At 48.4% G+C, this 25,230-nt stretch carries 23 protein-coding genes; 10 read left to right on the top strand and 13 right to left on the bottom strand.

The features are described 5' to 3' along the window. Window positions 1–161 precede the first annotated feature (161 nt). Together L6J37_RS04145 and adhP are read right to left on the bottom strand one after the other, a co-directional pair. Complete coding sequence (locus tag L6J37_RS04145; protein WP_237794222.1) at window positions 162–2,342, bottom strand: vWA domain-containing protein; 2,181 nt, start codon at window positions 2,340–2,342, stop codon at window positions 162–164. A gap of 329 nt (window positions 2,343–2,671) precedes the next feature. Beyond that, window positions 2,672–3,688 carry an alcohol dehydrogenase AdhP gene (gene adhP / locus L6J37_RS04150; protein ID WP_237794223.1) on the bottom strand — a complete coding sequence of 339 codons (1,017 nt, stop codon included), beginning with the start codon at window positions 3,686–3,688 and terminating at the stop codon, window positions 2,672–2,674. Window positions 3,689–4,156: 468 nt separating this feature from the next. Between adhP and L6J37_RS04155 the strand changes: the two genes are divergently transcribed. Together L6J37_RS04155 and L6J37_RS04160 are read left to right on the top strand one after the other, a co-directional pair. Next, on the top strand, window positions 4,157–5,092 hold the full coding sequence (locus tag L6J37_RS04155) for a DMT family transporter (protein WP_237794224.1): 936 nt from the start codon (window positions 4,157–4,159) through the stop codon (window positions 5,090–5,092). Window positions 5,093–5,327: 235 nt separating this feature from the next. Next, complete coding sequence (locus L6J37_RS04160) at window positions 5,328–6,659, top strand: DUF2252 family protein (RefSeq protein ID WP_237794225.1); 1,332 nt, start codon at window positions 5,328–5,330, stop codon at window positions 6,657–6,659. A gap of 20 nt (window positions 6,660–6,679) precedes the next feature. Here L6J37_RS04160 and L6J37_RS04165 read toward each other — a convergent pair whose 3' ends face one another. The 6 genes from L6J37_RS04165 to L6J37_RS04190 form a co-directional block, all read right to left on the bottom strand. Further along, window positions 6,680–7,441 (bottom strand): metallophosphoesterase, encoded by a 762-nt coding sequence (locus tag L6J37_RS04165; RefSeq protein ID WP_237794226.1) that lies wholly within the window; start codon window positions 7,439–7,441, stop codon window positions 6,680–6,682. 194 nt (window positions 7,442–7,635) lie between these two features. Next, the gene (gene aqpZ / locus L6J37_RS04170; protein WP_218383975.1) at window positions 7,636–8,334 is read right to left on the bottom strand and encodes an aquaporin Z; all 699 of its coding nucleotides are present in this window, start codon (window positions 8,332–8,334) and stop codon (window positions 7,636–7,638) included. Window positions 8,335–8,642: 308 nt separating this feature from the next. Then, the gene (locus tag L6J37_RS04175; RefSeq protein WP_237794227.1) at window positions 8,643–9,173 is read right to left on the bottom strand and encodes a cytochrome b; all 531 of its coding nucleotides are present in this window, start codon (window positions 9,171–9,173) and stop codon (window positions 8,643–8,645) included. A 161-nt stretch (window positions 9,174–9,334) separates the two neighbouring features. Next, a complete protein-coding gene (locus L6J37_RS04180) occupies window positions 9,335–9,592 on the bottom strand; it encodes a putative hemolysin (protein ID WP_237794228.1) in 258 nt (85 codons plus the stop codon). Window positions 9,593–9,909: 317 nt separating this feature from the next. Then, window positions 9,910–10,233, bottom strand: coding sequence for a hypothetical protein (locus L6J37_RS04185; protein ID WP_237794230.1), 324 nt, complete (start codon window positions 10,231–10,233; stop codon window positions 9,910–9,912). 80 nt (window positions 10,234–10,313) lie between these two features. Then, on the bottom strand, window positions 10,314–10,451 hold the full coding sequence (locus L6J37_RS04190; RefSeq protein WP_218383987.1) for a hypothetical protein: 138 nt from the start codon (window positions 10,449–10,451) through the stop codon (window positions 10,314–10,316). Window positions 10,452–10,612: 161 nt separating this feature from the next. Between L6J37_RS04190 and L6J37_RS04195 the strand changes: the two genes are divergently transcribed. Then, window positions 10,613–10,789 (top strand): hypothetical protein, encoded by a 177-nt coding sequence (locus L6J37_RS04195; RefSeq protein ID WP_192014938.1) that lies wholly within the window; start codon window positions 10,613–10,615, stop codon window positions 10,787–10,789. 303 nt (window positions 10,790–11,092) lie between these two features. Here the strand turns inward: L6J37_RS04195 and L6J37_RS04200 are convergent, their stop codons facing one another. From L6J37_RS04200 to L6J37_RS04210, 3 genes are read right to left on the bottom strand one after another with little or no spacing between them, the layout of a single operon-like run. Beyond that, window positions 11,093–11,224 carry a DUF2474 domain-containing protein gene (locus L6J37_RS04200; protein ID WP_218383989.1) on the bottom strand — a complete coding sequence of 44 codons (132 nt, stop codon included), beginning with the start codon at window positions 11,222–11,224 and terminating at the stop codon, window positions 11,093–11,095. Window positions 11,225–11,236: 12 nt separating this feature from the next. Continuing rightward, entirely contained in the window at window positions 11,237–12,244 is a 1,008-nt protein-coding gene (cydB, locus tag L6J37_RS04205) for a cytochrome d ubiquinol oxidase subunit II (RefSeq protein WP_218383993.1), read from the bottom strand. A gap of 39 nt (window positions 12,245–12,283) precedes the next feature. Further along, entirely contained in the window at window positions 12,284–13,645 is a 1,362-nt protein-coding gene (locus L6J37_RS04210) for a cytochrome ubiquinol oxidase subunit I (RefSeq protein ID WP_237794232.1), read from the bottom strand. A 150-nt stretch (window positions 13,646–13,795) separates the two neighbouring features. On the opposite strand from L6J37_RS04210, the gene L6J37_RS04215 reads away from it, so the two are divergent. The 3 genes from L6J37_RS04215 (at window position 13,796) to L6J37_RS04225 (ending at window position 18,230) form a co-directional block, all read left to right on the top strand. Then, window positions 13,796–15,211, top strand: coding sequence for an aminotransferase-like domain-containing protein (locus tag L6J37_RS04215; RefSeq protein WP_192014934.1), 1,416 nt, complete (start codon window positions 13,796–13,798; stop codon window positions 15,209–15,211). Between the two features lie 289 nt (window positions 15,212–15,500). Further along, on the top strand, window positions 15,501–17,711 hold the full coding sequence (gene katG, locus L6J37_RS04220) for a catalase/peroxidase HPI (RefSeq protein ID WP_237794234.1): 2,211 nt from the start codon (window positions 15,501–15,503) through the stop codon (window positions 17,709–17,711). Between the two features lie 306 nt (window positions 17,712–18,017). Further along, window positions 18,018–18,230, top strand: coding sequence for a hypothetical protein (locus tag L6J37_RS04225; protein WP_192014932.1), 213 nt, complete (start codon window positions 18,018–18,020; stop codon window positions 18,228–18,230). 77 nt (window positions 18,231–18,307) lie between these two features. On the opposite strand, the gene L6J37_RS04230 is transcribed toward L6J37_RS04225, so the two are convergent. Further along, window positions 18,308–19,060, bottom strand: a complete 753-nt coding sequence (locus tag L6J37_RS04230; protein ID WP_218384006.1) for a hypothetical protein — start codon at window positions 19,058–19,060, stop codon at window positions 18,308–18,310. Between the two features lie 624 nt (window positions 19,061–19,684). Here L6J37_RS04230 and mobA point away from each other — a divergent pair. Beyond that, window positions 19,685–20,275 (top strand): molybdenum cofactor guanylyltransferase MobA, encoded by a 591-nt coding sequence (mobA, locus tag L6J37_RS04235; RefSeq protein WP_237794236.1) that lies wholly within the window; start codon window positions 19,685–19,687, stop codon window positions 20,273–20,275. Window positions 20,276–20,484: 209 nt separating this feature from the next. Then, window positions 20,485–21,333 (top strand): formate dehydrogenase accessory sulfurtransferase FdhD, encoded by an 849-nt coding sequence (gene fdhD, locus L6J37_RS04240; protein ID WP_237794239.1) that lies wholly within the window; start codon window positions 20,485–20,487, stop codon window positions 21,331–21,333. Between the two features lie 53 nt (window positions 21,334–21,386). Here fdhD and L6J37_RS04245 read toward each other — a convergent pair whose 3' ends face one another. Then, window positions 21,387–21,896 (bottom strand): hypothetical protein, encoded by a 510-nt coding sequence (locus L6J37_RS04245; RefSeq protein ID WP_192014928.1) that lies wholly within the window; start codon window positions 21,894–21,896, stop codon window positions 21,387–21,389. 495 nt (window positions 21,897–22,391) lie between these two features. Between L6J37_RS04245 and L6J37_RS04250 the strand changes: the two genes are divergently transcribed. Then, window positions 22,392–22,754: an adenosine deaminase gene (locus L6J37_RS04250; RefSeq protein WP_218384021.1), complete on the top strand. Its 363-nt coding sequence runs from the start codon at window positions 22,392–22,394 to the stop codon at window positions 22,752–22,754. 34 nt (window positions 22,755–22,788) lie between these two features. Then, window positions 22,789–24,603 carry an Lnb N-terminal periplasmic domain-containing protein gene (locus L6J37_RS04255; protein WP_237794240.1) on the top strand — a complete coding sequence of 605 codons (1,815 nt, stop codon included), beginning with the start codon at window positions 22,789–22,791 and terminating at the stop codon, window positions 24,601–24,603. Window positions 24,604–25,230 lie beyond the last annotated feature (627 nt).

Raw genomic sequence — 25,230 nt, forward strand, 5'->3', positions numbered from 1 at the left:
ACTCCAGATAGACATTTGTCGCGAGAAAATAGCACGAAACGGCATGAAGACAAGTAGACAGTGAAAAAAAAGTGACCTTTCTTATCGTTCCGCTTGAACAAACGAAACAAGGCTCTAAAAACAGCGGGCTGGCCCCTGTCAGCCCGGCTGTGGTGCACCATCTATGGTGTGGTTTGTACATATTGATAGGCAATGGTAATTGTGGCACCTACCGCCGGAATTGCGGCACCGGTGAACACAACGGCTTGCGACAACGGATAATATTGCCAGCCATTCGCCGTGCTGCGCTGTATCGCAACACCATTCACTTTCACTGATAAAGAAGAAGACAGGATCTGATGGGTTGCGGCCAACGACAATTTGTAGCCTGCACTGGTTGCCCCTGCATTATTTGCCACCGTATTCATGAAACTGTCGTATTCTGAAATCAAATCAATGTTCAGTATTTTTCCCAGCGTAGATACCGCCAGATCATCATATTGACTGATGCTAGCATCCCCCGGTTTCACAATGGCATAGACGCGATAGTCCTTATCCGTGAACAGGTTTTGACTCGGGTCAAACGGTGGATTATTACCGTACTGACTCGGCTCATCACTGACAATAATGACTGAAAGTGACGCACCAACCCGGGGATACCCGGCCAGAGTGACTGTCCCGTTCACCGGATCCAGCGCCTTTTCAGCAAAAAATATCCCTCGCTCCGTCGCACTACCGTGGGTACCCGGAATGAAGTCCGCTTCAATTTGCGTGGCATCATTGGTAAACCCAACGCCGCGTAGCTCATCCGAGTCTGTTGTGATCGTACCGACCTGATAATCGATTCCGGAAGCCCCGATGGTTTGAATAAAACTTTGGGTCAAGCGGCTCAGCTCATTCTGTTCATCAGACATACTGCCGGAGTTATCAATCACAAAGAGAAAGTCGGCTTTCGAGCGAGTCTGTTCAACAGCGGTAAACTGATCTGACTGTAACAGCAGGGTTGAACCCAGCGCTGCACTGATAGTTTCGGATGTCGTGGCGCTGATGACATCCGCATAACGTCCCACATGATTTTTATCCACCAGTGTAGCCGTCATAATCAAACTATCCAGCAGCTGGTCATAACTCACAACCAGATCAAACTGGAACGTCGAGACTGCCACTTCTGTCGCCGCTGGCATTAACGAATCTGTCGCGCCACCAATCACATTCACAGCCATTTGCTGAAGCAGGAGATGGAGCAAATTGGTTGGCAGCATGGCAGTATTGAGTGTGATGTTATAGCTGGCAGACACATTGCCATTTTCCAGCACAGTCTGTGAAAGCTGTTCAATCCGATCTCCCGCGGATGGCAAATGCTGGCTGACCGCATTCACCATAGTTTGCAGAATTTGCTGAGCTGTAGTGCCCTGATTCAGTGCACCTCGTTCAGCGACAAAACCCACCAGCTCTGTCTCTTCCGGTGTTGGAATGGCCATCATTCGCAAACTCGCAGATGCCGTTTTCGGATCCCCGTAAATCACGGTGCCAGAGATATCACCCGTGACCGGTGACATTGTAAAATCATCCGGCAGAAATACCTGACGGGTTTCAAGCGATACTGTTTGAGTGGCCGACGGGGCCTGGCTGACCGTGATCGTAATGGATTTAGACTGCAGTACCTGCTTACCGCTGTCGTTCTGCTTTTCAATGCTCACCGTGTAGGTAAACTGTCCGAGATCCGGACCGGCCTGAAGATCCAGGACATGTGGCTCGCTGCTTCTTGGAGACAACAATTTTCCGTTCTGATCTGTCCATTGGATCACATCAACTTGCGAAGCATTGGATATCGTTGCCTCAAGCACAGAAAAACCGTTACTCAGCACTGTCGCAGGCGAGGCAGTGAGCGCATTAATCACAGACTCCGGCGCATTCAGCGTTCCGTCGCTGCAGAGAATCTCAGTGTCTGTAATTTCATCACTGTCCAGTATCTGATTGTTATTCTTATCCACACCCAAGTAGATCTTCTGCCCCCCTGCCGGGCAATTCACATCCTCCCTGGCAATAAAGGCAATCCCAACCAACGCCTCATCAAATATTGGGTTCCCTTCACTATCTGAACTTTGCTGACCGTTGTGACAGACATACTTTGACGATACGTACTCCACCTCATCCAATTGCGCATTCTGGTTTTCATCGTAACCCGCAATTATCCGCAGCCCCCCGGAGGCACAGTGCGAATCGTTGGCGGCTAACGTTTCAGTTCGAATCAACGCATTTCTCTCGGCGCCGGAAGCATCATCATCTTTATCATCATCCCAGCAGGCAGTTAAGACGCTGGTCAGTACTGCCAGCAGCGCGACTTGAATATCCTTTCTCATGTTCTCACCTAACTCATTGACGTTTATCTGTTCTGTAAACACAACAAATCACCATCAACACCTTGATGCGAGCATCAGGTGTACGTCAGACAGACTTCGATTTGATATGGCGGCAAATTGCACAAGCAGACAAGTGCAACTATGCAACGGAGTGTGGTTGAGTCCATTGAGAATTGGAATCTGTGCTGGCATTTGAGCAGGTGAAATTCATAATTTCACCAAAAAAGTTTGATGTAATCGACACCATTTACATTCAACAAAAACGATCACGCCGCTGAAAAAAATCCCTCCAGGTTTACACCAAGAGGGATTTAGCCAAGGTCGGATGATCAGGACGCCAGATTCATCACAATCCGACCTGTGATTTCACCTTTGAGCATGTCATCAAAGATCTCGTTAATGTCTTCCAGCGCTTTCACTTCAGTAATGGCTTTCACCTTGCCTTCCGCGGCAAATTGCAGGCATTCCTGTAAGTCCTGACGCGTGCCGACAATCGAGCCAATCACTTTAATGCCATTCAGTACGGTATCAAAGATAGGTATCGGCATTTCTTCAGGCGGCAGGCCCACCAGCACACAGCTGCCACCGCGGCGCACCGAACGGTAAGCTTCTTCAAACGCAGGCTTGGACACTGCCGTACACACAACACCTTGCGCGCCTCCCACCAGTCTGTGAATCGCTTCGGACGGTTTTTCTTGCATAAAATCGATACAGTGCACAGCACCCAGTTCTTTCGCCAGCGCCATTTTCTCGGCGCCGGTATCCACCGCGATGACGTTCATTCCCATGGCTTTGGCATACTGAACCGCCAGATGACCTAAACCACCTACACCTATAATAGCAACCCACTGGCCAGGTTTGACCTCTGTCACTTTCAGCGCTTTGTAAGTGGTCACTCCCGCGCAGAATAAAGGCGCAGCATCAACATAAGACAGCCCGTCCGGAATTTTCACCACATACTCACCATGAGCCAGGCAGTACTCTGCATAGCCACCGTCGACAGAATAGCCGGCATTTTGCTGATCCAGGCATAAGGTTTCTCGGCCAGATAAACAATACTCACAATGACCGCACGCCGAATACAGCCAGGGCACACCCACCCGATCACCTATCTTGAGATGATGAATTTCGCTGCCCACCTGGACAACTTCGCCGACCCCTTCATGACCCGGCACCAGAGGCATTTTGGGTTTCACCGGCCAGTCGCCGTGACAGGCATGTAAATCGGTATGACACACCCCACAGGCATGAATTTTCACCAGTATGTCACGGGGTTTGACAGCAGGCAGGGGAATATCTTTGATTTCCAGTTTCCCTTTGAATTCATTCACAACAGCGGCTTTCATGACTGCGACTCCTTATGAGTGGTTAAGCAGCCATTGTTGGTGAAAAATTCACCCAGTTTATAGATCTGGATCAATATTCATCTAATTGAATAATGTTTTGTTGCCCATGAGGACAAAAGTGTGAATGCTGACACCAGCTAATGAGCCCTGAACCGCGGTTTACTTTATTCCAGCTGATGACAAAAGTGTTTCAACGCGATACCGCAACATCATCAGGTTTTTGGTCTGTTTATCAGAACAAAATCCAAGCTTGCACGTGGGTTTCATCCCGCTATACCAACCCCGCTAACCCCCTGCTTTCAGTCATTACGTTGTAAATTTACAACAAACTGAATGACAGAGATCACAGCCGGCAACTCATATTGCCAGTTTTTTGTTTAACTTTCGGGTCAAATTTTCTTGTCTTTCAGGTCAGGTTTTGGTTAAATACTCTGGTTTTCGAGTTAATCTTAGTCATAGAGAAGTTGAATGTTGTCATTGAACCAAATTTCACATCTGAAGTTATTTTTCTTCACTGTGCTGATTAGCCTGTCATTCCCGATTGGCAGCTATATTATGGCTTCCATGGATCCACTTGTGGTGACTTGGGTACGTTACCTGCTGGCCAGCCTGCTGTTTGTCGGGTTTCTGGTCGCTAAAGGACAGTTCCGTATCCCCTCCGCGAAAGATTTGGGCCGATACACGCTGATCAGCTTGCCGCCACTGGGCTATTTTGTTGCCATGTTTATTGCTCTGCGCGACACCAGTCCGCTCGACGCCAGCGCCCTGTATACGACTGTGCCGTTAATGAGCGCCATTCTGGCTGCGTTCGTGTTCAAACGCAGTACCTCAATGTCTGTCACGCTGGCTTTGCTGGGCGGTATGCTGGGTGCCGGTCTGATTATTTTCCGTGGCGATCTGAGCGCTGCCGGTTCTATCGCGATGACAGCCTCTAACAAAATTTATCTGCTGGGCTGTCTGGGGATGGCGCTCAATCCGATCATTGTCAAAAAGTGTTACAGAGGCGAATCTTTCGTTCACCTGACCTGCTGGACACTGATCTGTGCAACAGGCTTGCTGACCATCGCCACTGCGCCGCAACTGGTGCAAGTGCAATGGATACAAATTCCTGCTGATATCTGGCTGGGTATCGGGTATCTGGCGGTGTTCGCAACAGCTATCAGTTTCTTCCTGTTCCAGCAAGGCAGCGTTGCGCTGGCTCCCGAACAGGTATCGGCCTATACCTATCTGATCCCTGTGCTGGTACTACTGGTTAACCGATTCACCGGCAGCCTGGTTCCGTGGGAAGAAGTCAGCTATGGCGTGGTCACTGTCCTGCTATCAATGACGGTCATGATCCGCCGCGGCTCGCCCAGCACAAATGCAGTGGTTGCCAAACCCGAACAAGAAGCGCTGGCAAAATAATCTCAAGTAATAAAAAATACCGCCTGAATGACTCGGGCGGTATTTTCATATCAAAGAATGCAAACTGATATTCCGGCAGCCGGGTGTCTGTTAACAGACCCGCTGCGGACTCAGTCTCAGCGCAACAATAGACATCGGCATCTGCTTATTAAGCGCAAATGTGTCCCCTCAGCTAGATTTCTTTTGAGCATCAACAATACTGGTAATGGTATAGACGCTAATCCAGAAGAAGTTTATGACAACCCGACACGAGTTCCTGTGCCAACAAATCTGTCTTATTGATGGCGTAGTCCCCAACAGCGCTATTGTGCTCAACAAACACCAGAAAATGGCCTGGAGCCCGTTCCAGTTCTTCCGCGGCACTGCACAGCTGTTTTATGCCGATCTTGCTCAGGGGGTGTTGGTACTGCCCGACTTATTGCTGGCTAAACCCGGCCAGACTTTCATCATGGGTGACTGCCACCTGACTAACTTTGGCTTTCTGACCGAAGAAGGATCACAAGGTGATCAGGTTATCTTTTCTCCTGACGATTTTGATGATGCCTGTGTCGGGTATGGTGTCTGGGATCTGGCCCGCTACCTGACCAGCCTGGCACTGGCCAGCGATTTCGGCTGTGGGTTATTAGAAGGACGATATCTCACAGAAGAACTGGCTATCGACGACGATTTAAACGCAGTCAATAAAGACGACATCCATCAAGCTTGTGAAGCCTTCCTGTCGGCTTACTTAAAAACATTGCAGCTTGTCATTGAGGACAACGATGCCAGATACAATGTCCTGAAAAAATTCGATGATGATCATGTACTTGATAAATATTGCCGCAAAGCCACTAAGCGAGCCGCAGGCGGGAAAGACTTTCTGAGTAAAAGCCAGTTAGCCAAATCCACCACTTTTGAAGATGGCAGGCTTCGCTTTGCTGACAAGCCGTTAAAATACCAGCGCATTGATGCTGCTGACTATGAGGAGGCGGAGACAACATTCCGGCCTTATCTGGATGATGAGGTGCTGGATATAGTGATCCGTCTTGATGCCGGAACTGGCTCCAACAATGTCGGGCGTTATTATTTTCTGGTTGGCCCGAACGACGTCAGGAGTATCGATGACTTACCCCTGTGTCATATTGTTGAAGTGAAGCAGCAACGCCAGGCTGCCCCCATATTCGCGTTCCCTGAGGTCAGTCCCGTCAACTCGCTCAATCCGGCGCATCTGACCGCTGACTGCCAGCGTTTTATGCAACGTCGGCCTGATCTCATACTGGACGAGGTTATCTGGCGGGGTAAACACTGGCTGGTCCGTTCACGACACCATGCGCGTTTGTCGGTCAAACCCGAAGATCTGGTCTTAAATGACAAAGATCCCTGCACCGCCTTTTGCCAGTATGCCTCCGCCTGCGGCGAGGCATTGGCGCTGGCCCATTCACGCGGCGACAGGCGCTCAGTGCGTTTCGAACAATTCATGAGCGAAAGCCTGCCCGGTAACGTGGACGCATTAATCACCGCCTGCCAGCAATACAGTGAGCAAGTTATTGAGGATTATAAAATCCATTGTGCGTTGCTCGAAAAATAAACACCATCAACACTCACAAATCAAACCCACACCAATGAGTCTGTAGCCTGCTCTCGCAGAAAAGAGAATACCTGAAACAGCCCCAGCACTTCACCTCCCCGACGGTATTTCAGTAGCAGTCCTCTGTCTCCCATTGACATAGCGCCATCAATATAAACCCGGTTACCGCTGACCTTAGGTTTCAGGCCTGACACTATATTGTGCCCCATCAACACCGCATCTATATGAGATACGACACTATGTTCATCCTGCGTGAAAACAGCCCGGTCCCAAACTGCAAAATGTTGATCTTCTTTGCTCAGAGTGTGCTCGTTACAGCACTGAGTGAACTGTTGCCAGTCATAGGGTGCTGGCACTGCGGCATGCACCAGGCCAATTCGGTGACCGTTGATCTGAAGGGTATAACAAAGTGGTAAACTTGCCGCAAAATTCAGCATTTTTCTGACCTCAGCAATGGCAACATCTTCATGCCAGCGGCCGCCATTCATGATCCATAAAGATCTGTCGGCATTATTCTCCAGGGCATTGAACGCCATTTGTTCATGGTTTCCCTGAATGGCATACATCGCCGGACAATCCTGCACGGTTTTTAATAACGCCATAGAATCCGGGCCTCTATCTATCATATCGCCCAGAATAAACAGCCGATCCCGGATTTCACCATCAAGCGGGTAACGAAACCCCACCTCCTTGAGTACATCTTGCAGCAAAGCATTCTGTCCGTGCGGATCAGACAGAAAATAAATGTCGTAATGGGGGTCGAGCTGAAGGTATTCGTTCATGGAACCGCCCGGAATCATTGCCTGTTCTTAACTTAAGTTTAGCAAGGGACAATGTTGCCGGGCATAGTGCTTGCTTTGTCTTTTCTTTGCTCCCATGCCAAATCGTTACTTTTCTCGTTTTTCCAGCTCAGCATGATCAAGACAGCCTGCCAGCATAACGGTCGACACCTGAATGCAAAGAGTGGTCAGACAACTTACTGAGTCTGCTCCCCTTCCCGTGCAATCACTTTATAAATAGTTGCACCAATTACGGCTCCAACGATAGGTGCCAGCCAAAAGAGCCAAAGTTGCGCTATCGCCCAATCACCCACATAGACAGCAACCCCAGTACTTCGCGCAGGATTCACCGAGGTGTTAGTCACAGGAATAGAAATAAGATGAATCAAAGTCAGGCACAGCCCAATCGCAATGGGAGCAAAACCGGCCGGTGCACGTGAATCCGTCGCTCCCATAATGACAATCAGAAACATCATGGTCATCACCACTTCACAAACCAGTGCAGCTAGCAAAGAATATTGCCCGGGTGAATGATCACCATAACCGTTTGATGCGAAACCGGCAGATACATCGAAACCGGCCTGACCAGAGGCAATCACATATAGCACCCCACCTGCCACCAAGCCCCCCAAAACCTGAGCCACAATATAAGGTAATAGTTCAGTGGCAGGAAAACGCCCCCCAGCCCATAATCCGACAGACACAGCCGGATTAAGATGGCAGCCTGATATATGACCAATCGCAAATGCCATGGTCAGCACCGTTAAACCAAATGCCAGAGAAACACCCAGTAAACCAATACCGACTTCTGGAAATGCAGCTGCCAGAACAGCGCTTCCGCAGCCGCCAAGCACCAGCCAAAAGGTACCGACAAACTCAGCCAAATACTTATTCATATCCTGTATCCTTCTTCTTTATTTACGATTTCTGAAGTTTATGCAGGTGTAAAAACAGATAACACAGCATGGGCTGTAAGCGACATAAAGCACTGCAAACTGGATGACTACCGGCTGCCGATTAATCACGTGCAGATTCTGTTTAAGGTTAAGTATATAAGAGTGCAGGAAAAAGAGGACTCAATGATCTTAGTTATCAATATTAAGTCAGGATCTTACTTGATAAGATTATTCACCAGGACATTATCACGCTGAAAAAATAGCCTGCCGTCAAGTGATCAGCAAGCTATTTTCAGTAACATACACAATTAACGCCACATACGTGCCAGTACATCCTCATGGCTTTTACGGATACGGTGCCAGAACGCCATCACAATATGGCCAAGAGTAAAGGCCAAAAGCAGCCAGGCCAGCTCTCCGTGCAGCAAATTGCCCAGCCCAACCATCCACTCAATTTTTGCGCTGTCAAACCCGTCCATTAACGGTATTCCGAAGGGTGAAAAAGCACGGCCAGAACCATACTGCCGGATCAGAGCCAGAGTGGGGATGATAATCATCAGCGCATATAAGGCTTTATGGCCCAGTGCAGCGACACGGTTGATGGAGGCCGGACGGCGCGACAGATTAAGAACCGCCCACACAAGGCGTAAAGCAATGATAATGAACAACAGAAAACCCAGTGGCTTATGCGTTGCCCACATCAGTTCATCCAGCCACGAGTCTTCAAGTAATGCGTGCGTTACTGCCGACAAAAACTGCCAAAGCAGTAGCAGTGCCATTCCCCAATGTAAAAACCGACTTATCACACCATAGCGCTGAGCATTATCCAGAACCGACATAACATTATCCTTATTGCTTCCTAATAAGCACGTTAGACGCTGATCTGCAGGAAAATATCCCGTGAAAGTGGCATATTTACATTTACTTACGTAAACAAGGCAGAAGGAATTACCGGCAGACAGTGAAAAAAGCCACGCTGAAACGTGGCCCTGATACAAAGTTACATTGCCTCGGCTTCTGCAACCTGAGGATGGTTATCACGGAAATATTGCCATTGCTCAACGCGACGCCCGTCAGACAGAATACAATAAGTCACTCGCTTACCATCTTCAGTCACCATATCCAGCTTCCCGCCCTTCTGAACACAATACACGGCAGCCGGGTTCGCGGATCCCACCGGCTCGCTCGCTGGCTGACTCACACATCCGAACAGCAAAGTGGCTGCAGCCATTGAAACGAATACATACGCTTTATTCATTCTCATCTCCCAATTGATACGCTTTTATTATGGCAACCAGTATAAAGACAATAAGCCATATCATGTCTTGCTCTTGTAAAAAGGTTTGTTAAAACGCTTGTCCGGTAAATAAGCTCCTCCGGCTAAACGTAAATCCCTACATTTACTGAGTGAAAGTATCTTATCACTGTTTACCGCAACCAAAAGCAATAAATAAAGCGTCGTGAGAATGAAAAACCTCCACCTAATAGACCAGAAAAAACCTCAGGCTTGAATGCAAAATTCAGCATTCAGTCACAATCAGACTGAAAACCAACGCCCGGTCGCATACCGCCTACTCAAGCAATAAAAATGACCAGTAATGCCAGAATAATGCATGACAATAACAAACCAGCCCACCCCAACCTGATCGTCACTTCGGGCGAGAAGCGGGTACTCCAGTCAGGAAATAAAATGGCACAGAGCGAAGCGGCAGGGAGCAGCTCACAAATCAAACCTGCGCGCTTGATATGCAGGGGAAAGTCCGCAGAAAAATAAATATAAGCCGTGATATAAACAATCATCACCAGCACAGAAAGCAATGCGTCAAAATAAATAACATCCTCTTTGTTGAAGTAAAAATAAAATGTCACCAGACACAGCGCTATTATTGTTAATGCCATTATTATCTCTTGCGTTGTTTAGTGTTGATGCCGACGCTTTGCGCAATGCTTACAGCGCTTCACTTTCAAGATCCCGTGCCTTACCGGGATACACCCAGCATACATAAAATGGCAACCATCATGATCACAGGGTTTATCGTGGTCTCTGCCACAAACAACATACATAAGGTGTTGATGAACCCCACCAACACAATGCCTGTGGTTTGATAAGCGTTCAATTTTACCTGCCTGACTGGATCGTCAATGAGTAGGCGACAATGTCATGCAACATATGTAATACCCGGTTTTTCGCGCCTTAACGCAGATTTCAGATCACCGATTTGCCAAAACGCTATCGAATGTATATACATTGTATATGTGTGTGTAATAGTGAGCCGTCATGGTTAGTCGCAAGAAATCAAAAGCAATGAAGAAAGACAGTCAGTTAATCATCAGAATTAATGGTGAAGAACGTGATGCCTTTGTTGTTTTATGCGAAGAAATGGATACCAGCGCCGCACGTGAAGTGCGTCGGTTCATCCGTCAGTTTGTGAAAGAAAACGCACAACCACAGTGACCAGCGGCTTACCACATGCATGCGGCCAGAACGGCCAGGTTGATAGGTTAGGTGAAAGCTGTTCCTTTCATGTCAGCCATTTTTCCTCAAACGTTAATGAAACCGGAGAATGAAAATGGCAAAAGTGACCAAAAAAGCAAAAAAACTGCAAAAAGAAATCAAAGTGCGCAAAGCGAAAGTCGCCAAGCACGAAGGTAAACTTAAGAAACTGAAGAAAAAACTGAAAAAAGCCTGATTTTTCAGCGAAAAAAATCCGATGACGCCGCGTCATCGGATTTTTAAATGATTCGGGTTTTAATTTGTTTAAACGGTTAAACCCGCTGCTGTCATCAGTGCACGAAATAACCAGGAAATGCAGGTTAAAGCTGCCACACTGATGCTCCAGATCAGCACCATCCACCCATACTGTTTCAGAGTATCCGTCATCATCTTCATCCTCACCTCCTGTCAGTGATAGCTTTCCTGCGGATCCACTTTGCCGCTGAACACGGTGTAGCTCCAGAAGGTATACAACAGAATAAAAGGAATAATGAACAAAGCGCCCACCAGCATAAACCCTTGGCTCTGAGGCGGGGCTGCTGCCTGCCAGATTGACACGTCCGGCGGAATAATATTCGGCCACAAGCTGATTCCAAGCCCGCTGAATCCCAGAAAAATGATGCCAAGTGCAGCCACAAATGGCTGAATTTCCCTGCGTTTTTTCACTGAAATCACTAACAGTAATGCCAGTAACACGGTCAGCAGCGGCACTGGGGCAAAGTAAATTAAATTCGGCAAACTGAACCATCGGGCAGCAATTTCCGGGTACACCAAAGGCGTCCACACACTGACAACCCCAATGACCGCCAGCAGTTGCAACAAAATTTTTGGTGCCAGCTGGTACATAGTCGCTTGCAGTTCTCCTTCTGTTTTCATGGTCAGCCAGGTACATCCCAGTAATGCGTACGCAATGACCAGCCCCAGACCGCAAAACAGCGGAAACGGTGCCAGCCAGTCAAATGCGCCACCTGCAAATTGCCTGCCCTCAACCGGAAACCCTTCAATCACTGCACCAACCACGATTCCCTGGCAAAAAGTAGCAACCAGCGATCCCACCATGAAGGCTTTATCCCAAAAAACCTGATGCGAAGGCAATGCTTTAAAGCGGAACTCAAACGCCACTCCTCTGAAAATCAGTGCAATCAGCATCACAGTTAACGGGACTGTCAGGGCATCAATAATCACCGCATAAGCCAGCGGAAAAGCCCCGAATAAACTGGCTCCTCCCAGTACCAGCCAAGTTTCATTACCATCCCAGACTGGTGCCACTGAATTGACCATGACATCTTTTTGTTCATCACTTTTGATCAGAGGCATCAAAATACCGATCCCCAGATCAAAGCCATCCATAGTGATATACATCAGTGTGGCAAACACAATGATGCCAAACCACAATACCGATAAATCCACGCCCATCGCCGTGTCTCTCCTTCTTAATCATTCAACATTCATGGATTAAATCCGACCGGAAACTGTCGGCAGATCATGGGCGATGTCTTCATCACCCGGCTGCGGCCCTTTCTGAATCTGATGAACCATATAGTAATAACCAAATCCGAATACCAGGCTGTACACCACGAAGAACGTCAGCAGGCTGATACTCATATGCAAGTCGCCATGAGCAGACACTGCGGCATCCGTTCTCAGCAGCCCGTGAACCACCCAAGGCTGACGCCCTACTTCCGTGGTGATCCAGCCTGCCAGAATGGCAACCAGCCCGGCTGGCCCCATCCAGAGAGAAAACGTCAGGAATCCTTTATGCTGATACAGTCTGTTTTTCTTGCGCAGCCACACACTGACCAGCCCCTGCCCAATCATCAGCAACCCCAATGCCACCATGATGCGAAATGACCAAAAGATTAACGGTGAGTACGGACGTTCATCTGCCGGGAAATCCTTTAACGCCGGAATGGGTTCGGTCAGGCTGTGCTTCAAAATCAGGCTCGCCATAGCAGGAATTTCAATCGCATAATCGGTGCGCTCTGTCTCCATGTTCGGCAAACCGAACAGAATCAGCGGTGTCGGTTCTCCGGCGCTGTTATCCCAGTGCCCTTCAATTGCAGCGATTTTGGCCGGCTGATACTTCAGGGTATTCAGTCCATGCAGATCGCCGATAAATGCTTGAATGGGGGCCACGAAAACCAACATCCACATGGAAAACATAGTCCGCACCGCACTGCTTTGATTGCCCTTCAGCAGATGCCATGCCGCAGACGCGCCGACAAACAGGGCACAGCTCAGGAAAGCCGCTACGCCCATATGCATCAGCCGATAGGGAAATGACGGGTTAAAGATCACCGCAAACCAGTCAACAGGCACCACTTGCCCGTCAATGATTTCGTGGCCCTGCGGCGTATGCATCCAGCTGTTCGACGCCAGAATCCAGAACGTCGAAATAATGGTGCCGAGCGCCACCATGCAGGTCGCAAAAAAGTGCAGATTATCCCCGACGCGCTTCCAGCCAAAAAGCATGACGCCCAGAAATCCGGCCTCCAGAAAAAATGCGGTCAGCACCTCGTAGGTCAGTAACGGCCCGGTTATGCTGCCGGCAAACTCAGAAAAGCCACTCCAGTTTGTGCCAAACTGGTAAGCCATGACTAACCCGGAAACCACACCCATACCGAAGTTCACGGCAAAAATTTTTGACCAAAAGTGGTACAGCGCTTTGTAATCTTGCTGACGGGTTTTCAACCAGAGACCTTCCAGAACCGCCAGATAGCTTGCCAATCCAATGGTGATGGCCGGGAATATGATGTGAAAAGAGACAGTAAATGCGAACTGTATTCGCGCGAGCATGAAAGCATCGAGTCCAAACATAAGCTTCCTATTGAGTCATTGAAAAGCATGCTTATATTGAAAGAACCCGACTGAAAAAAAAGATACAGAACCAGACTTAAAACCTATAACAGTTTTATTAAACAATTGTTATATTTTCAGTAAATTCAACCACGGGATCTGAGGTTAAGATTGGCGAAGTATGAACAGTTGGCGTCTCAAATCCGCCAACAAATTGAATCTGGTATCTGGCGTGCCGGTGAAAAAATGCCATCGCTCCGGAAGCAGGCAGCGCACTCTGGTATGAGTCTGATGACCGTCATGCATGCTTATCAGCAGCTGGAATCTCAGGGCTGGCTGGTTGCGCACCCCCGTTCCGGTTATACGGTGGCCGAAAGCATCCGAATCAGCCCCCAGTCACACAACGCAGCAGTAGAAACCGCCGAAGCTGTCGACATCAACAGTTTCATTTTCGATGTTCTGCAAGCCTGCAGAAAGCCGTATATGATCAACTTTGCGTTTGCCTACCCGGACCCCAATCTGTATCCACGGCATCAGGTAAATAAATCCCTGATGCATGCCGCCCGCAGCATACCGGTTTCCAATGCACTGGATAACTTGCCGCCGGGCAATGACACACTGCGCGCTATGATTGCTCAGCGCTACGCCGCAAAAGGCATCAGTATCGCCCCCGATGAAATCGTGATTACCGCGGGTGCGCTCGAAGCCCTGAACCTGAGCCTGCAGGCAGTAACCCGCCCCGGCGATTGGGTGGTGGTGGAATCTCCGACATTTTACGGTGCGCTTCAGTCGCTGGAACGTCTCGGGCTTAAAGCGCTGTCGGTGAGAACAGATCCCAAGACCGGCCTTGATTTAACCTCGCTTGAACGCGCGTTTCAGTCACATTCGGTCAAGGCCTGCTGGCTGATGACCAATCACCAAAACCCGCTCGGATTCACGCTGACAGAGCCAAAAAAGCGGCAGTTAATATCGCTGCTGAACAAATACCAGGTTGCGCTCATCGAAGATGACGTATACAGCGAACTCTACGCAGGCAATGAACAACCACTCCCGGCCAAAGCGTTTGATGCCAGTGGGAATGTGATGCTGTGCTCATCCTTTTCTAAGTCATTGGTCGCCGGCTTCAGAATCGGCTGGGTGGCCGCCGGGAAGCGGGCCACAGACATTCAAAAACTTCAACTGATGAGTACCCTGACCACCAGCGTACCCATTCAGCTCGCACTGGTTGATTACCTCAGTACCCGAAACTACGAGCACCATCTGAGACAGCTGAGGCGAACCCTAGACAAACGTAAAAAAGCCATGTGCAGGCTGCTGACACAAATGCTTCCCCCTGACGTCGAAATCGAGCCTGCGGAAGGCAGTTATTTCGTTTGGCTGCGATTACCTGTCACCTCAGATACGATGGCAATTTACACCCAGGCACTGGCAGAAAACATTACGATCGCACCGGGCAAGATGTTTTCTCCCGGCAAACAATTTAACCACTGCCTGAGGCTGAATACTTCTTTTGAGCTGGATGAAAGTCACACAGATGCCATTCGACGGCTGGCGGAAATCATTAATCAACACCTGGAACAACAATAAATAGCAGGATGCCGCTTCCCCTGCTTTGATTATCTGACGCATTGATGAAGATTTCACAGCGTCACGTTACCGGGAAATATTCCATCACTCAAATTCTTAGGTGAATGACAGCACGGATTTCCTGCGCCAGCTATAGGCACCACCCCGCTTGGCACAAACCTCTGCCCTTTATTGAAAAAACCGATTGTTGTCATTGATAAAAACGTCTTTATTCGATTGCCAGTCGGTCTATATTCAAGTGTGTAACTGAGACACACCACACCCTACACTAATTCTCAAGGAGCAATGTATGAGCAACGGCAAAGGTACCACTACGGGTGGATGCCCAGTAATGCATGGCAGCAATACCAACCTTCGCGGCGCGGGGACAAGGAACGAAGATTGGTGGCCGAATCAGCTGAACCTCAAAATCCTCCATCAGAACGATAAAAAGTCAAACCCTCTGGGTGAAGGCTTCAACTATGCAGAAGAATTCAAAAAACTCGACCTGAAAGCCGTTAAGCAAGATATTGAGAACGTGTTGACCGACTCGCAGGATTGGTGGCCGGCAGACTACGGTCACTATGGCCCGCTCATGATACGTATGGCCTGGCACGCAGCAGGCACCTATCGTACCGGCGACGGCCGTGGCGGTGCATCAACCGGTAATCAGCGTTTCGCGCCATTAAACAGCTGGCCGGATAACGGCAACCTGGATAAAGCCCGCCGCTTACTGTGGCCGGTAAAACAAAAATACGGCAACAAACTCTCCTGGGCAGATCTCTTTATTCTTACCGGCAACGTTGCCCTTGAATCCATGGGATTCAAAACCTTTGGTTTTGGTGGCGGACGAACGGATATCTGGGGGCCGGAAGAAGACATCTACTGGGGCGCTGAAGACGTCTGGCTCGATAACAAACGTTACAGCGGCGAGCGTGATCTAGAAAACCCGTTGGCCGCCGTGCAAATGGGCCTGATCTACGTTAACCCGGAAGGACCGGACGGCAACCCTGACCCATTGGGATCCGGCCGTGATGTCCGCGAAACGTTCGCCCGAATGGCGATGAACGATTATGAAACCGTCGCGCTGACGGCAGGTGGTCACACCTTTGGTAAATGCCATGGTGCCGGCGATGCGGCGCTGGTTGGTCCTGATCCTGAGGCAGCTCCTATTGAGCAGATGGGCCTCGGCTGGAAAAACACACATGGTAGAGGCAGGGGCCGTGATTCCATTACCAGCGGCCTGGAAGGTGCCTGGACACCGACACCAACCAAATGGGACAACACCTACTTCGAAATGCTGCTGGGTAATGAGTGGGAACTGACAAAAAGCCCGGCTGGTGCCAACCAATGGAAAGTGAAAAACGTCACGGATAAAAACCAGGCACCCGATCCGGAAGATGCTTCACAACGCGTCAATATCATGATGACAACAGCGGATATGTCGATGCGCGAAGATCCTGAATATCGCAAGATTTCAGAGCACTTCCGTGCCAATCCTGAGGAATTTGCCGATGCCTTTGCCCGGGCCTGGTTCAAGCTGACTCACCGCGATATGGGCCCTAAAGCGCGCTATCTTGGCCCTGAAGTGCCCGCAGAAGAGCTGATCTGGCAAGATCCGGTACCCGCCGTCGATCACGATCTTATCAACGACAGTGACGTTTCTGCACTGAAGCAAACCATTCTCAACTCTGGCTTGAGTGTGACAGAACTGGTTTACACCGCCTGGTCATCAGCCGCCACATTCCGCGGTTCTGACTGCCGTGGTGGCGCAAATGGTGCCCGTATTCGTCTGTTACCGCAAAACGGCTGGGAAGTGAACCAACCCGGACAATTGAAGAAAATCCTGAGCACCTTTGAAGGGATTCAGAAAGACTTCAACTCAGCACAGTCAGGTAACAAGGCTGTGTCACTGGCTGATCTGATAGTCCTTGGTGGCGATGCTGCTGTTGAGAAAGCCGCAAAAGACGCAGGCATCAGCGTGAGTGTGCCCTTCTCACCAGGCCGCACCGATGCCACCGATGATCAGACGGATGCAGAATCGTTCGATGTGCTCGAGCCTGTCGCTGATGGTTTCCGTAACTACATGAAAACCAAATACACAGTTTCGGCCGAAGAAATGCTGCTGGACCGTGCCCAGCTGCTCACCCTGACGGCACCTGAAATGACAGTGCTGCTCGGGGGGATGCGTGCACTGAATGCCAACTTCGGTGGTTCGAAACACGGTGTATTCACCGACAAACCGGGCGTGCTGACAAACGACTTCTTTGTCAACCTGCTGGATATGAACACAGAGTGGCAACCCACCACAGAAGCCGCAGATGAATTCGAAGGCCGTGACCGGAAAACAGGCCAGGTGAAATGGACCGCAACCCGTGTCGATCTGGTGTTTGGCGCCAACTCGCAACTGCGTGCCATCTCGGAAGTGTATGGCGGCAGCGATGGCAAAGAGAAGTTCGTAAACGACTTTGTCAGCGCCTGGACCAAAGTCATGAACGCCGATCGATTTGATCTGAAATAAACCCTGACCACCCCCTCCCGATCCCGGGAGGGGGTGTTATATCTTCAAAGACTTAACATCATTCTCAGATAAACGTATTCTCTTTTCAGTCATGTTCTCAAGCATTCCCCGGCAAACGTTGCAATTGCAAATCAGTTGCAATACCAGCAAGCGTATCCTCCCGGCTTTACCCGTTAGGCAGAAAGTCAGAAATCCCAATGAACCTGTCATATACTTCAGAGAATAAGACTGAAAAATATCTCGCTGACTATAGGGCTAATGCTTTGACACATGCATTTTCTGTAATTTAAACGATAGAAGAGGCTTATGATGATTGTAGGATATGCGAAATTTTCTAAAAGACACCCTTACTTTCATATATTTCTCATTTCATCTCTCACCCTGACATTTTTAATTTCCGCTTTCATACTGATTGAATATGAAACCATTGAACTGGCTGGGGTGATTATTTTAATTGGCAGTACCTTGCCCTTTTTTGCCAAAGCGTCTAAATACAAACAGCAATATTTATCTGATTAGTTTTCATGAAAAACAACCCGCTGAACATCATCAATGGGCTGTATTCCTGATACAGCCCATGACGTTATACCCCCCTGCTAGCTGAGGTCATAACCTTGTAAGTTATAGAGCTTTTTGAACTTTTCCTGTTCGCCTTCTTGAGCTGGGTACAGCAACTGAATCGCAACGGGTAACTCTGTATCCGGGTTGATAAGGTAGTTCCCATCCTTAGGCGTTTTTAGTTCAACCACACCTTCTGAACCATCAAGCACAACTTCCGGCCATGTAACACTCGCAATGGTTGTTCCTGGAGGCAAGTCGGAAAACGAGACTTTCCAATGTGTAATAGGATCAGATGAGGCTTTCAGCAATATTTCATAGCTATAGATGTAACCTTGTGATTCCCAGTCCTGCCAATATGATTTGAATTCTGCTCGACTTAATATTGGTTGCAGACCAGAAGCTGAACGTTTAAGTGTAATATCGAATCCTGGCCCCTTTATTCCTTCATGGTTATAATAGTTTACCTGCCCGACAATAAACTCTTCTTCACCTGGTGGTATATCATCCACAAGTAGTGAAATTGTCCTGTTCCTTGTCCAACCAGCACTCTGTTCAGCCGTACTTGTAACAGAAGCTGTTTTCCCATCGGCAGAAATAAATAATTCAGATCCAGAACCAGGATACGACATATGTGTAACACGCGCATTGCCTGTTAATGCAGCTTCAATTCTTGCGCCAGGTATTTCTGGCTCATTATTCGAATCAACGACAAAGTTCACGGTAACCGCAGAGCCTTCAGTCACATCAGGTATAAAATCTTGCTTAATCTCATGGATAATTGCAGCCATAGGTGTTCTCCATATTAAAAGTCATCATTACTTCCATACTGCCATCTGAGATTAGTTCAATCACACCTAGTGACACAAACATCATTACACAACGTTGAAATAAAAAGTAATTTTTTAAAAATCGCGAAATTACAATAATCTTTCAAAGTAACAATTAATAATTCAGCATCGAAAACCTATTGTGAGCAACAGGTACTAGCATCAAGCAAACAAAATAAAAATCACAACAGAATACACAGGCGTCTGTCATTAAAATGATGTTCATCAAAGATTATGGCGATATCAGTGCAGCGTCTCATTGATAGTATTGAAGGACTGACAAACGGGATCGACCAAGACAGAAACAATGCAGGAAGTATTTCACATCCTGTTACTTTCAAATGAAAAGCATAGTATTCAGATGCACTGGGCTACACAGATTTACCGCCACCGTTGGCGTCACGGGAATTCGTACTACACTGAAAATAAGCCTCTCGTGACACCTCAGTAAAACGGGCTGCCAGTCATTCACGACGGCAGCCCGCCTGATAAGCCCTGTCTATCAGTTCATCAGTCTGCTTTATTGGACTGGCACACAAAAACAGTATATTTTTTAGGGGTATATTTTACCTGGCTGTTATCACGATGAAACCGACTCCCCTTTGCTTTTCCGTACTCCTTCTTGCCGGCGGGCAAGGCTCCCGAATGGGAGGCAAAGACAAGGGGTTGGTTTCCTTTCGCGGCAGGCCGTTAATTGCCAGCCTGTTTGACGTTGTCAGACCGCTGACAGATGACCTTCTGATCTCCTGCAACCGCAATACCGAGCAGTATGCCACTTACTGTGACCATATACTGACTGACGATATCAGCGGCTTTCCCGGCCCGTTAACCGGCATACTGAAAGGACTGACTGCGGCAAAACACGACTGGCTGCTGCTGTTTCCCTGCGATGCGCCCATGATAGACCAGTCCCTCGTCAGCCAGATGCTGGATGCCGCCTCAGCCGATACACCGCGTCCCGTCATGGTTCGGCAGGGCCAACAGTGGCAGCCAATGTTCAGCCTGATCCCCAAGCCTATGCTCCCCGTATTGCAACAGGCCTGGCAGTCGGGCGAGCGCAGTCTGATGGCGATCCTGACTCGTCATGATACCGTGGCAGTAGACTGCGCGCTGAACGATCCCCGGCTGCAAAACATCAATACCCCACAACAATTACTCGATTTACACCATTATTGATAGATGCCGTTTTTAATTCAGACACACGCAGCTTCCCAAATAACACCAACCTAAGGGTGTGACTTATAACGCAACCAGAGTCAGGCGACACAAACAATAAAAGGCAACAGACGGGCCTTATCGGCCCTTCAAAACAAGCCATTGGACTTCCGCCGGGCTGTTGAGTAGCCTGTCTGTATCAGGGTTTAAAACCGACGTCAGGCAATAAGATGAATGATATTGATAACAAACAATCTGAAATCGCAGATGTGAATGCGGCACCGCCTGCGCCTGATACATTCCGTTATGTTGAGTTGCACGATGACATTGCGCCAGACAACCCAATCACACACAGTGCCGTGTTAGCCAGCGAAACTGCGCTGTCTATCAGTTACAACGGTATCAGTCAGGCCGTGATGATGGTGACACCGGGCAATATTGAAGATTTCGTCAAAGGCTTCAGCCTGAGTAACGATATTGTTCGCTCGGTGAGCGAAATCTACGACATCACCCTCACTGCTGGCTGCGATTCCCACCATGCCGAAGTCAAGATTTCAAACCGCGCTTTCTGGTCACTGAAAAATCACCGCCGCCAGCTGGCAGGCACCAGCGGCTGTGGCATTTGTGGTGTGGAAGCCATCGAACAGGCACTGCCGCCCTTAACCCCGCTGACACCGGTTCCGCCCCCGCAAGCCAGCCTGCTGCACAACCTGCGAGAGCGTATCACCGAGGCACAGACAGTGGCCCGCAGCAGCGGCGCCCTGCACGCTGCGCTCTATGTCGATGCCGGGGGGAATATTCAGCTGTGCCGGGAAGATATCGGCCGCCACAACGCGCTGGACAAACTGATCGGCGCCATGGCCACAGCCCGCATCAATCCGCAGTCCGGCTTCGCCGTGATGACCAGCCGCTGCAGCCTGGAACTGATTCAGAAAGCTGTCCGGGCCAAGATCAGCACGCTGGTGACCCTGTCCGCGCCCACAGCCATGACAGTGCGCTGGGCGCGACACAATAACCTGAATTTAATCCATGTGCCTCACCGCAGTGCGCCGAGGTTATATAGTGGTAAAGGCATTTAAGTCATCAGCGCAATTATGCTCTCTTACAGAGAAACATCAGCCATGCGGGGAAGCTAGTCCTTTACCTCATAAGTTTTCCGCCATACTCTCACTTGTTTCACTTGCGATGCGTCGCCGTAAAAAGTGAAGGCATATTTTTTCGCAGCTTCGTTGGGCACGATGAACTCAATCTGAAGCCCGTTTGACAGGGCATGAGAAAAGCCGTCTTTATCAATGGTCAGTAAAGCGCCTTCTTCACTCAGCCCTGTGATTTTCACCGGCTTGTGATGACGATTTTTGAAGCTGAGTTCGACAACCGTCTGATTCGAATCTTTCTTAGGAGACAAGCTCAACAAATCAATGTCGATATACTCAAGTGTCTCTTTTTCATTCGTCACGACAATGGAGCCATCGGAACTTTCTGTCGCGCTTCTTCCCTCTTTGAAACCCTCAGTGACACCACTTGAGATTTCTTTCGTAAATTTCACAAGTCCCTTTGTCATATCACTAATAGTGTCTTTAACTTCGGCATGAGCACTCATTGCGGAAAGCCCAAGAATGATCAGTAACGTTAGTTTTTTCATTTTCCTTTAATCCTTTCATGCCAACTGACAAGTATCATTGCTTTAATCCGGCCACAGACCCCAGCCGTCAACTCCCAGTACAGAATAGTACAGAATGCGACCTGCAGACATGGGATATGAAGCAACACTCCTCCGATGAAACTAAACATTCCGGCTTTCCGGACAAAATCAAATGTATTTCAAACAGTACCAGCCTAGAAATCCACCTTCAATGAAACCAAAAGCCGCACTTTGACTGAATATCAAAGATATTCTTTATTCGAATAATATAATACCTTAAAGGAAGATACAGACTCTAAAGAGCAATGTGAAACTTAGGATGATATGAAAACATATTTGAACATTGTATCTTTGCAATAAATAGATTTAATTTTAATTAAAAAATCAACACAATTATTTAACAATATAAAAACACCCCATGTCAGAGTATTGTCAAATAAAAAATTAAATGTATAATCTTCGCGCTTATTATCATTATTATCTATTGGATATCTCATGCAAGTATTGAAAAGCCTAGTTGTTGCAGGTGCGGCACTGACTGCTGTTGGTTGTTCAACAATTTTGACTGACGAAAATCAGCGCATTAATGTTGTTTCTTCTTCTGGTAAGAAATTCACCGTGGAAGTTGATGGCATCGAGCAAACTGCGCCGGGCATTATCACAGTGAAGAAAGAAAATAAAAACAAAACGCTGAAAGTAACTTCAGAACAATGTGAGCAACAAATCGCACTGAACAAAGAAGTTGAGCCTACTTTCTTTGTGAACATCCTGTCTGGTGGTGCATTCGGTTCAACAACCGACTTCGCTTCTGAAAAGATGTGGCGTTACCAGGATACCCTGCAAATTAACTGTAACTAAGTTTCAGCTAACCATGCAGTTTGATGAACAACTGATGTTGAGAAGCCTCTTCGGGGCTTCTTTTTTTTGTGTCTCGGCCTTCCAGCCTGCAGTAGCGTTAACCATTGTGCCTTCTGCCGCTGTGAGCGATGACGCCTTTGCCTTAGCCCAGTTCGCCACATTGCTTCACGTGAGTGATCAGTCACTCAATATAGACGACGCCAGTTTTTATTTCTCGTCCCAGCCAACAAATATTCAGGCAGAAATTGAAGCCAATTTAGCGCAACTAACAAACCCTGCAAAGGCTCAGGACTACACCTGTCGTTTTCCGGCCAGAGCACAATGGCTGACTGAATACAGCCCTCAGGTCGCCCCACTTGATTTTTCCCGCTGCCCTGAGCTACAGGAATTTTTAGATGCGGTATCTGCGAAGACAATCAGTCTTGCCTATGCCTCAGAAAACCTGATGAGCCCCAGCAGCTTCATGGGCCATACTTTTATCAAGCTCAGTAAGAATGAAAAAGATCCAGGCCATGCTGTCTCATTTTTTACGGAAGTAGATGGGTTCAATTTACCCAAAATCATGTTCGATTCTCTGGTCATAGGGAAAGAAAGCTATTTTATTGTTTCGCCCTACCAGGAAAGCCTGAATTTTTATAAAGACATCGAAGGCAGAAATGTATTTGAATACCAGCTGGATATTTCAGCAAAAAATAAAAAACTCATTCAACTACATTTGTGGGAGTTAAAAGATACCCGAGTTGATTATTTTTTCCACAACCAAAACTGTGCATCCATTACGCTGAATTTACTGGCGATTGCCAACCCGGAACTAATGAAACACCGCCGCGACTGGCTCAGTCCGCTGGATGTAATACAACTGGCGAGCCAGCATCACATGATTCAGCAAACCAGTATTACGCCTTCAACCGGCTGGAAGTTGCGTGCATATGGCGCCAATCAGCAAGATTCAACCAAGCAGTTGCTGCTGGATCAACTCAGTACAGGCGATTTACAAACCCGCTTCAGCGACACAGACGTTCCCATCGAAGAGCAATTCCTTACCTGGGAATTCGCTCAGGCTATGAACCAATATTTGCTGGAGAATGAGAACATTACTCCTGAATCTTATACTGAAAACAACAGGAGACTGGCTGCCTATGAGGCACAGTTTACCTCCTACGCGGTCGACTTGAGTAATTTCAAGAATCCGATCAAGCGGAATAAAGATGCCCAATGGCAGATCGGAGCACGCTGGTCGCCGGAAGGCGTTCCGGAATTAACAGGGACTTGGCTACCCGCCTCACATACCCTGATGGACGATAACCGTAATGCGTTCAGTGAATCATCGCTGGAGCTGCTCAAGATATCCGTTAGCGCAAGTAAACAGGAGCTTAATCTGGACAACTTCACCTTATATGGCATACACAGTTACCTGCCATATGATCCTCTGTTTGGCGGCCTGTCTGGTCATTTTTCCGTTCAATGGGATCGGGGGACTGATTTCACCGAACGGGATAATAAGCGCTTTTTTATCGCAGGCGGATTAGGACTGAGCCACCAGGTAAACAATGCGGTTAATATTTTTGCGACTTTCGGTACTGAGCTATCGATGAATACCGAAAAGGCATGGGGAGCATTCGCTATTGATATGGGCCTGTTCAGCTACTTCCGCCACGATATAAAAATGGCGCTGTCGGCGAACACCGTCTGGAACCAATATGCGAAAAGTGACTTCAAATATAAAGGCTCTGTCACGATGACGTATCTTGGCCTTGAAAACAGTGCTGTTGATCTTGGCGTTCAATATGCTGACATGGCGGGTCTGAGCGAAGGTCAGTTGAATGTGGTCTATCGCCACTTCTACTAGCTTTGACCTAGTCACTTATCCGCCCAACTGCCATGACTGTGCAAGCCACAATAACCTGAATTTAATCCATGTGCCGCACCGCAGTGCGCCGAGTTTGGGTTCAGTGTATATTTCAGTTGAGTTTGATTGTATGTCGCGCTTGAGTCCGGTGGTTTACTTGGCATGAACTGATGCGCGCCAGACACTCTTTGCTGGCTCAAAGAGTGCCCAGAAAAGCCTTTGATTTCGTTGGTGTTATCCGGGACGGTTGTAGGCGCTCCCGGCGCCGACAACCTAAAAATTCGTCCTGAATTTTTCCCTGTGGGAGTGGGTTTCTTGGATTCAAATATTGTTGTTGGGCAGAAACGATTTCAGGCATGCATCAATGACATCACCTCCGTCATTACCGCGCAGGCGGTAATCCATATAGCGAGTACCGTTAAAATTGCTATATCTGAGTTTGCTGGTATGTCGCGCTTGAGTCCGGTGGTTTATTTGGCATGAACTGATGCGCGCCAGACACTCTTTGCTGGCTCAAAGAGTGCCCAGAAAAGCCTTTGATTTCGTTGGTGTTGTCCGGGCCGGTTGTAGGCGCTCCCAGCGCCGACAACCTAAAAATTCGTCCTGAATTTTTCCCTGTGGGAGTGG

The organism is Photobacterium sp. WH77, from assembly GCF_022014395.1.
In the GTDB taxonomy this organism is placed as follows: Bacteria; Pseudomonadota; Gammaproteobacteria; order Enterobacterales; family Vibrionaceae; genus Photobacterium; species Photobacterium arenosum.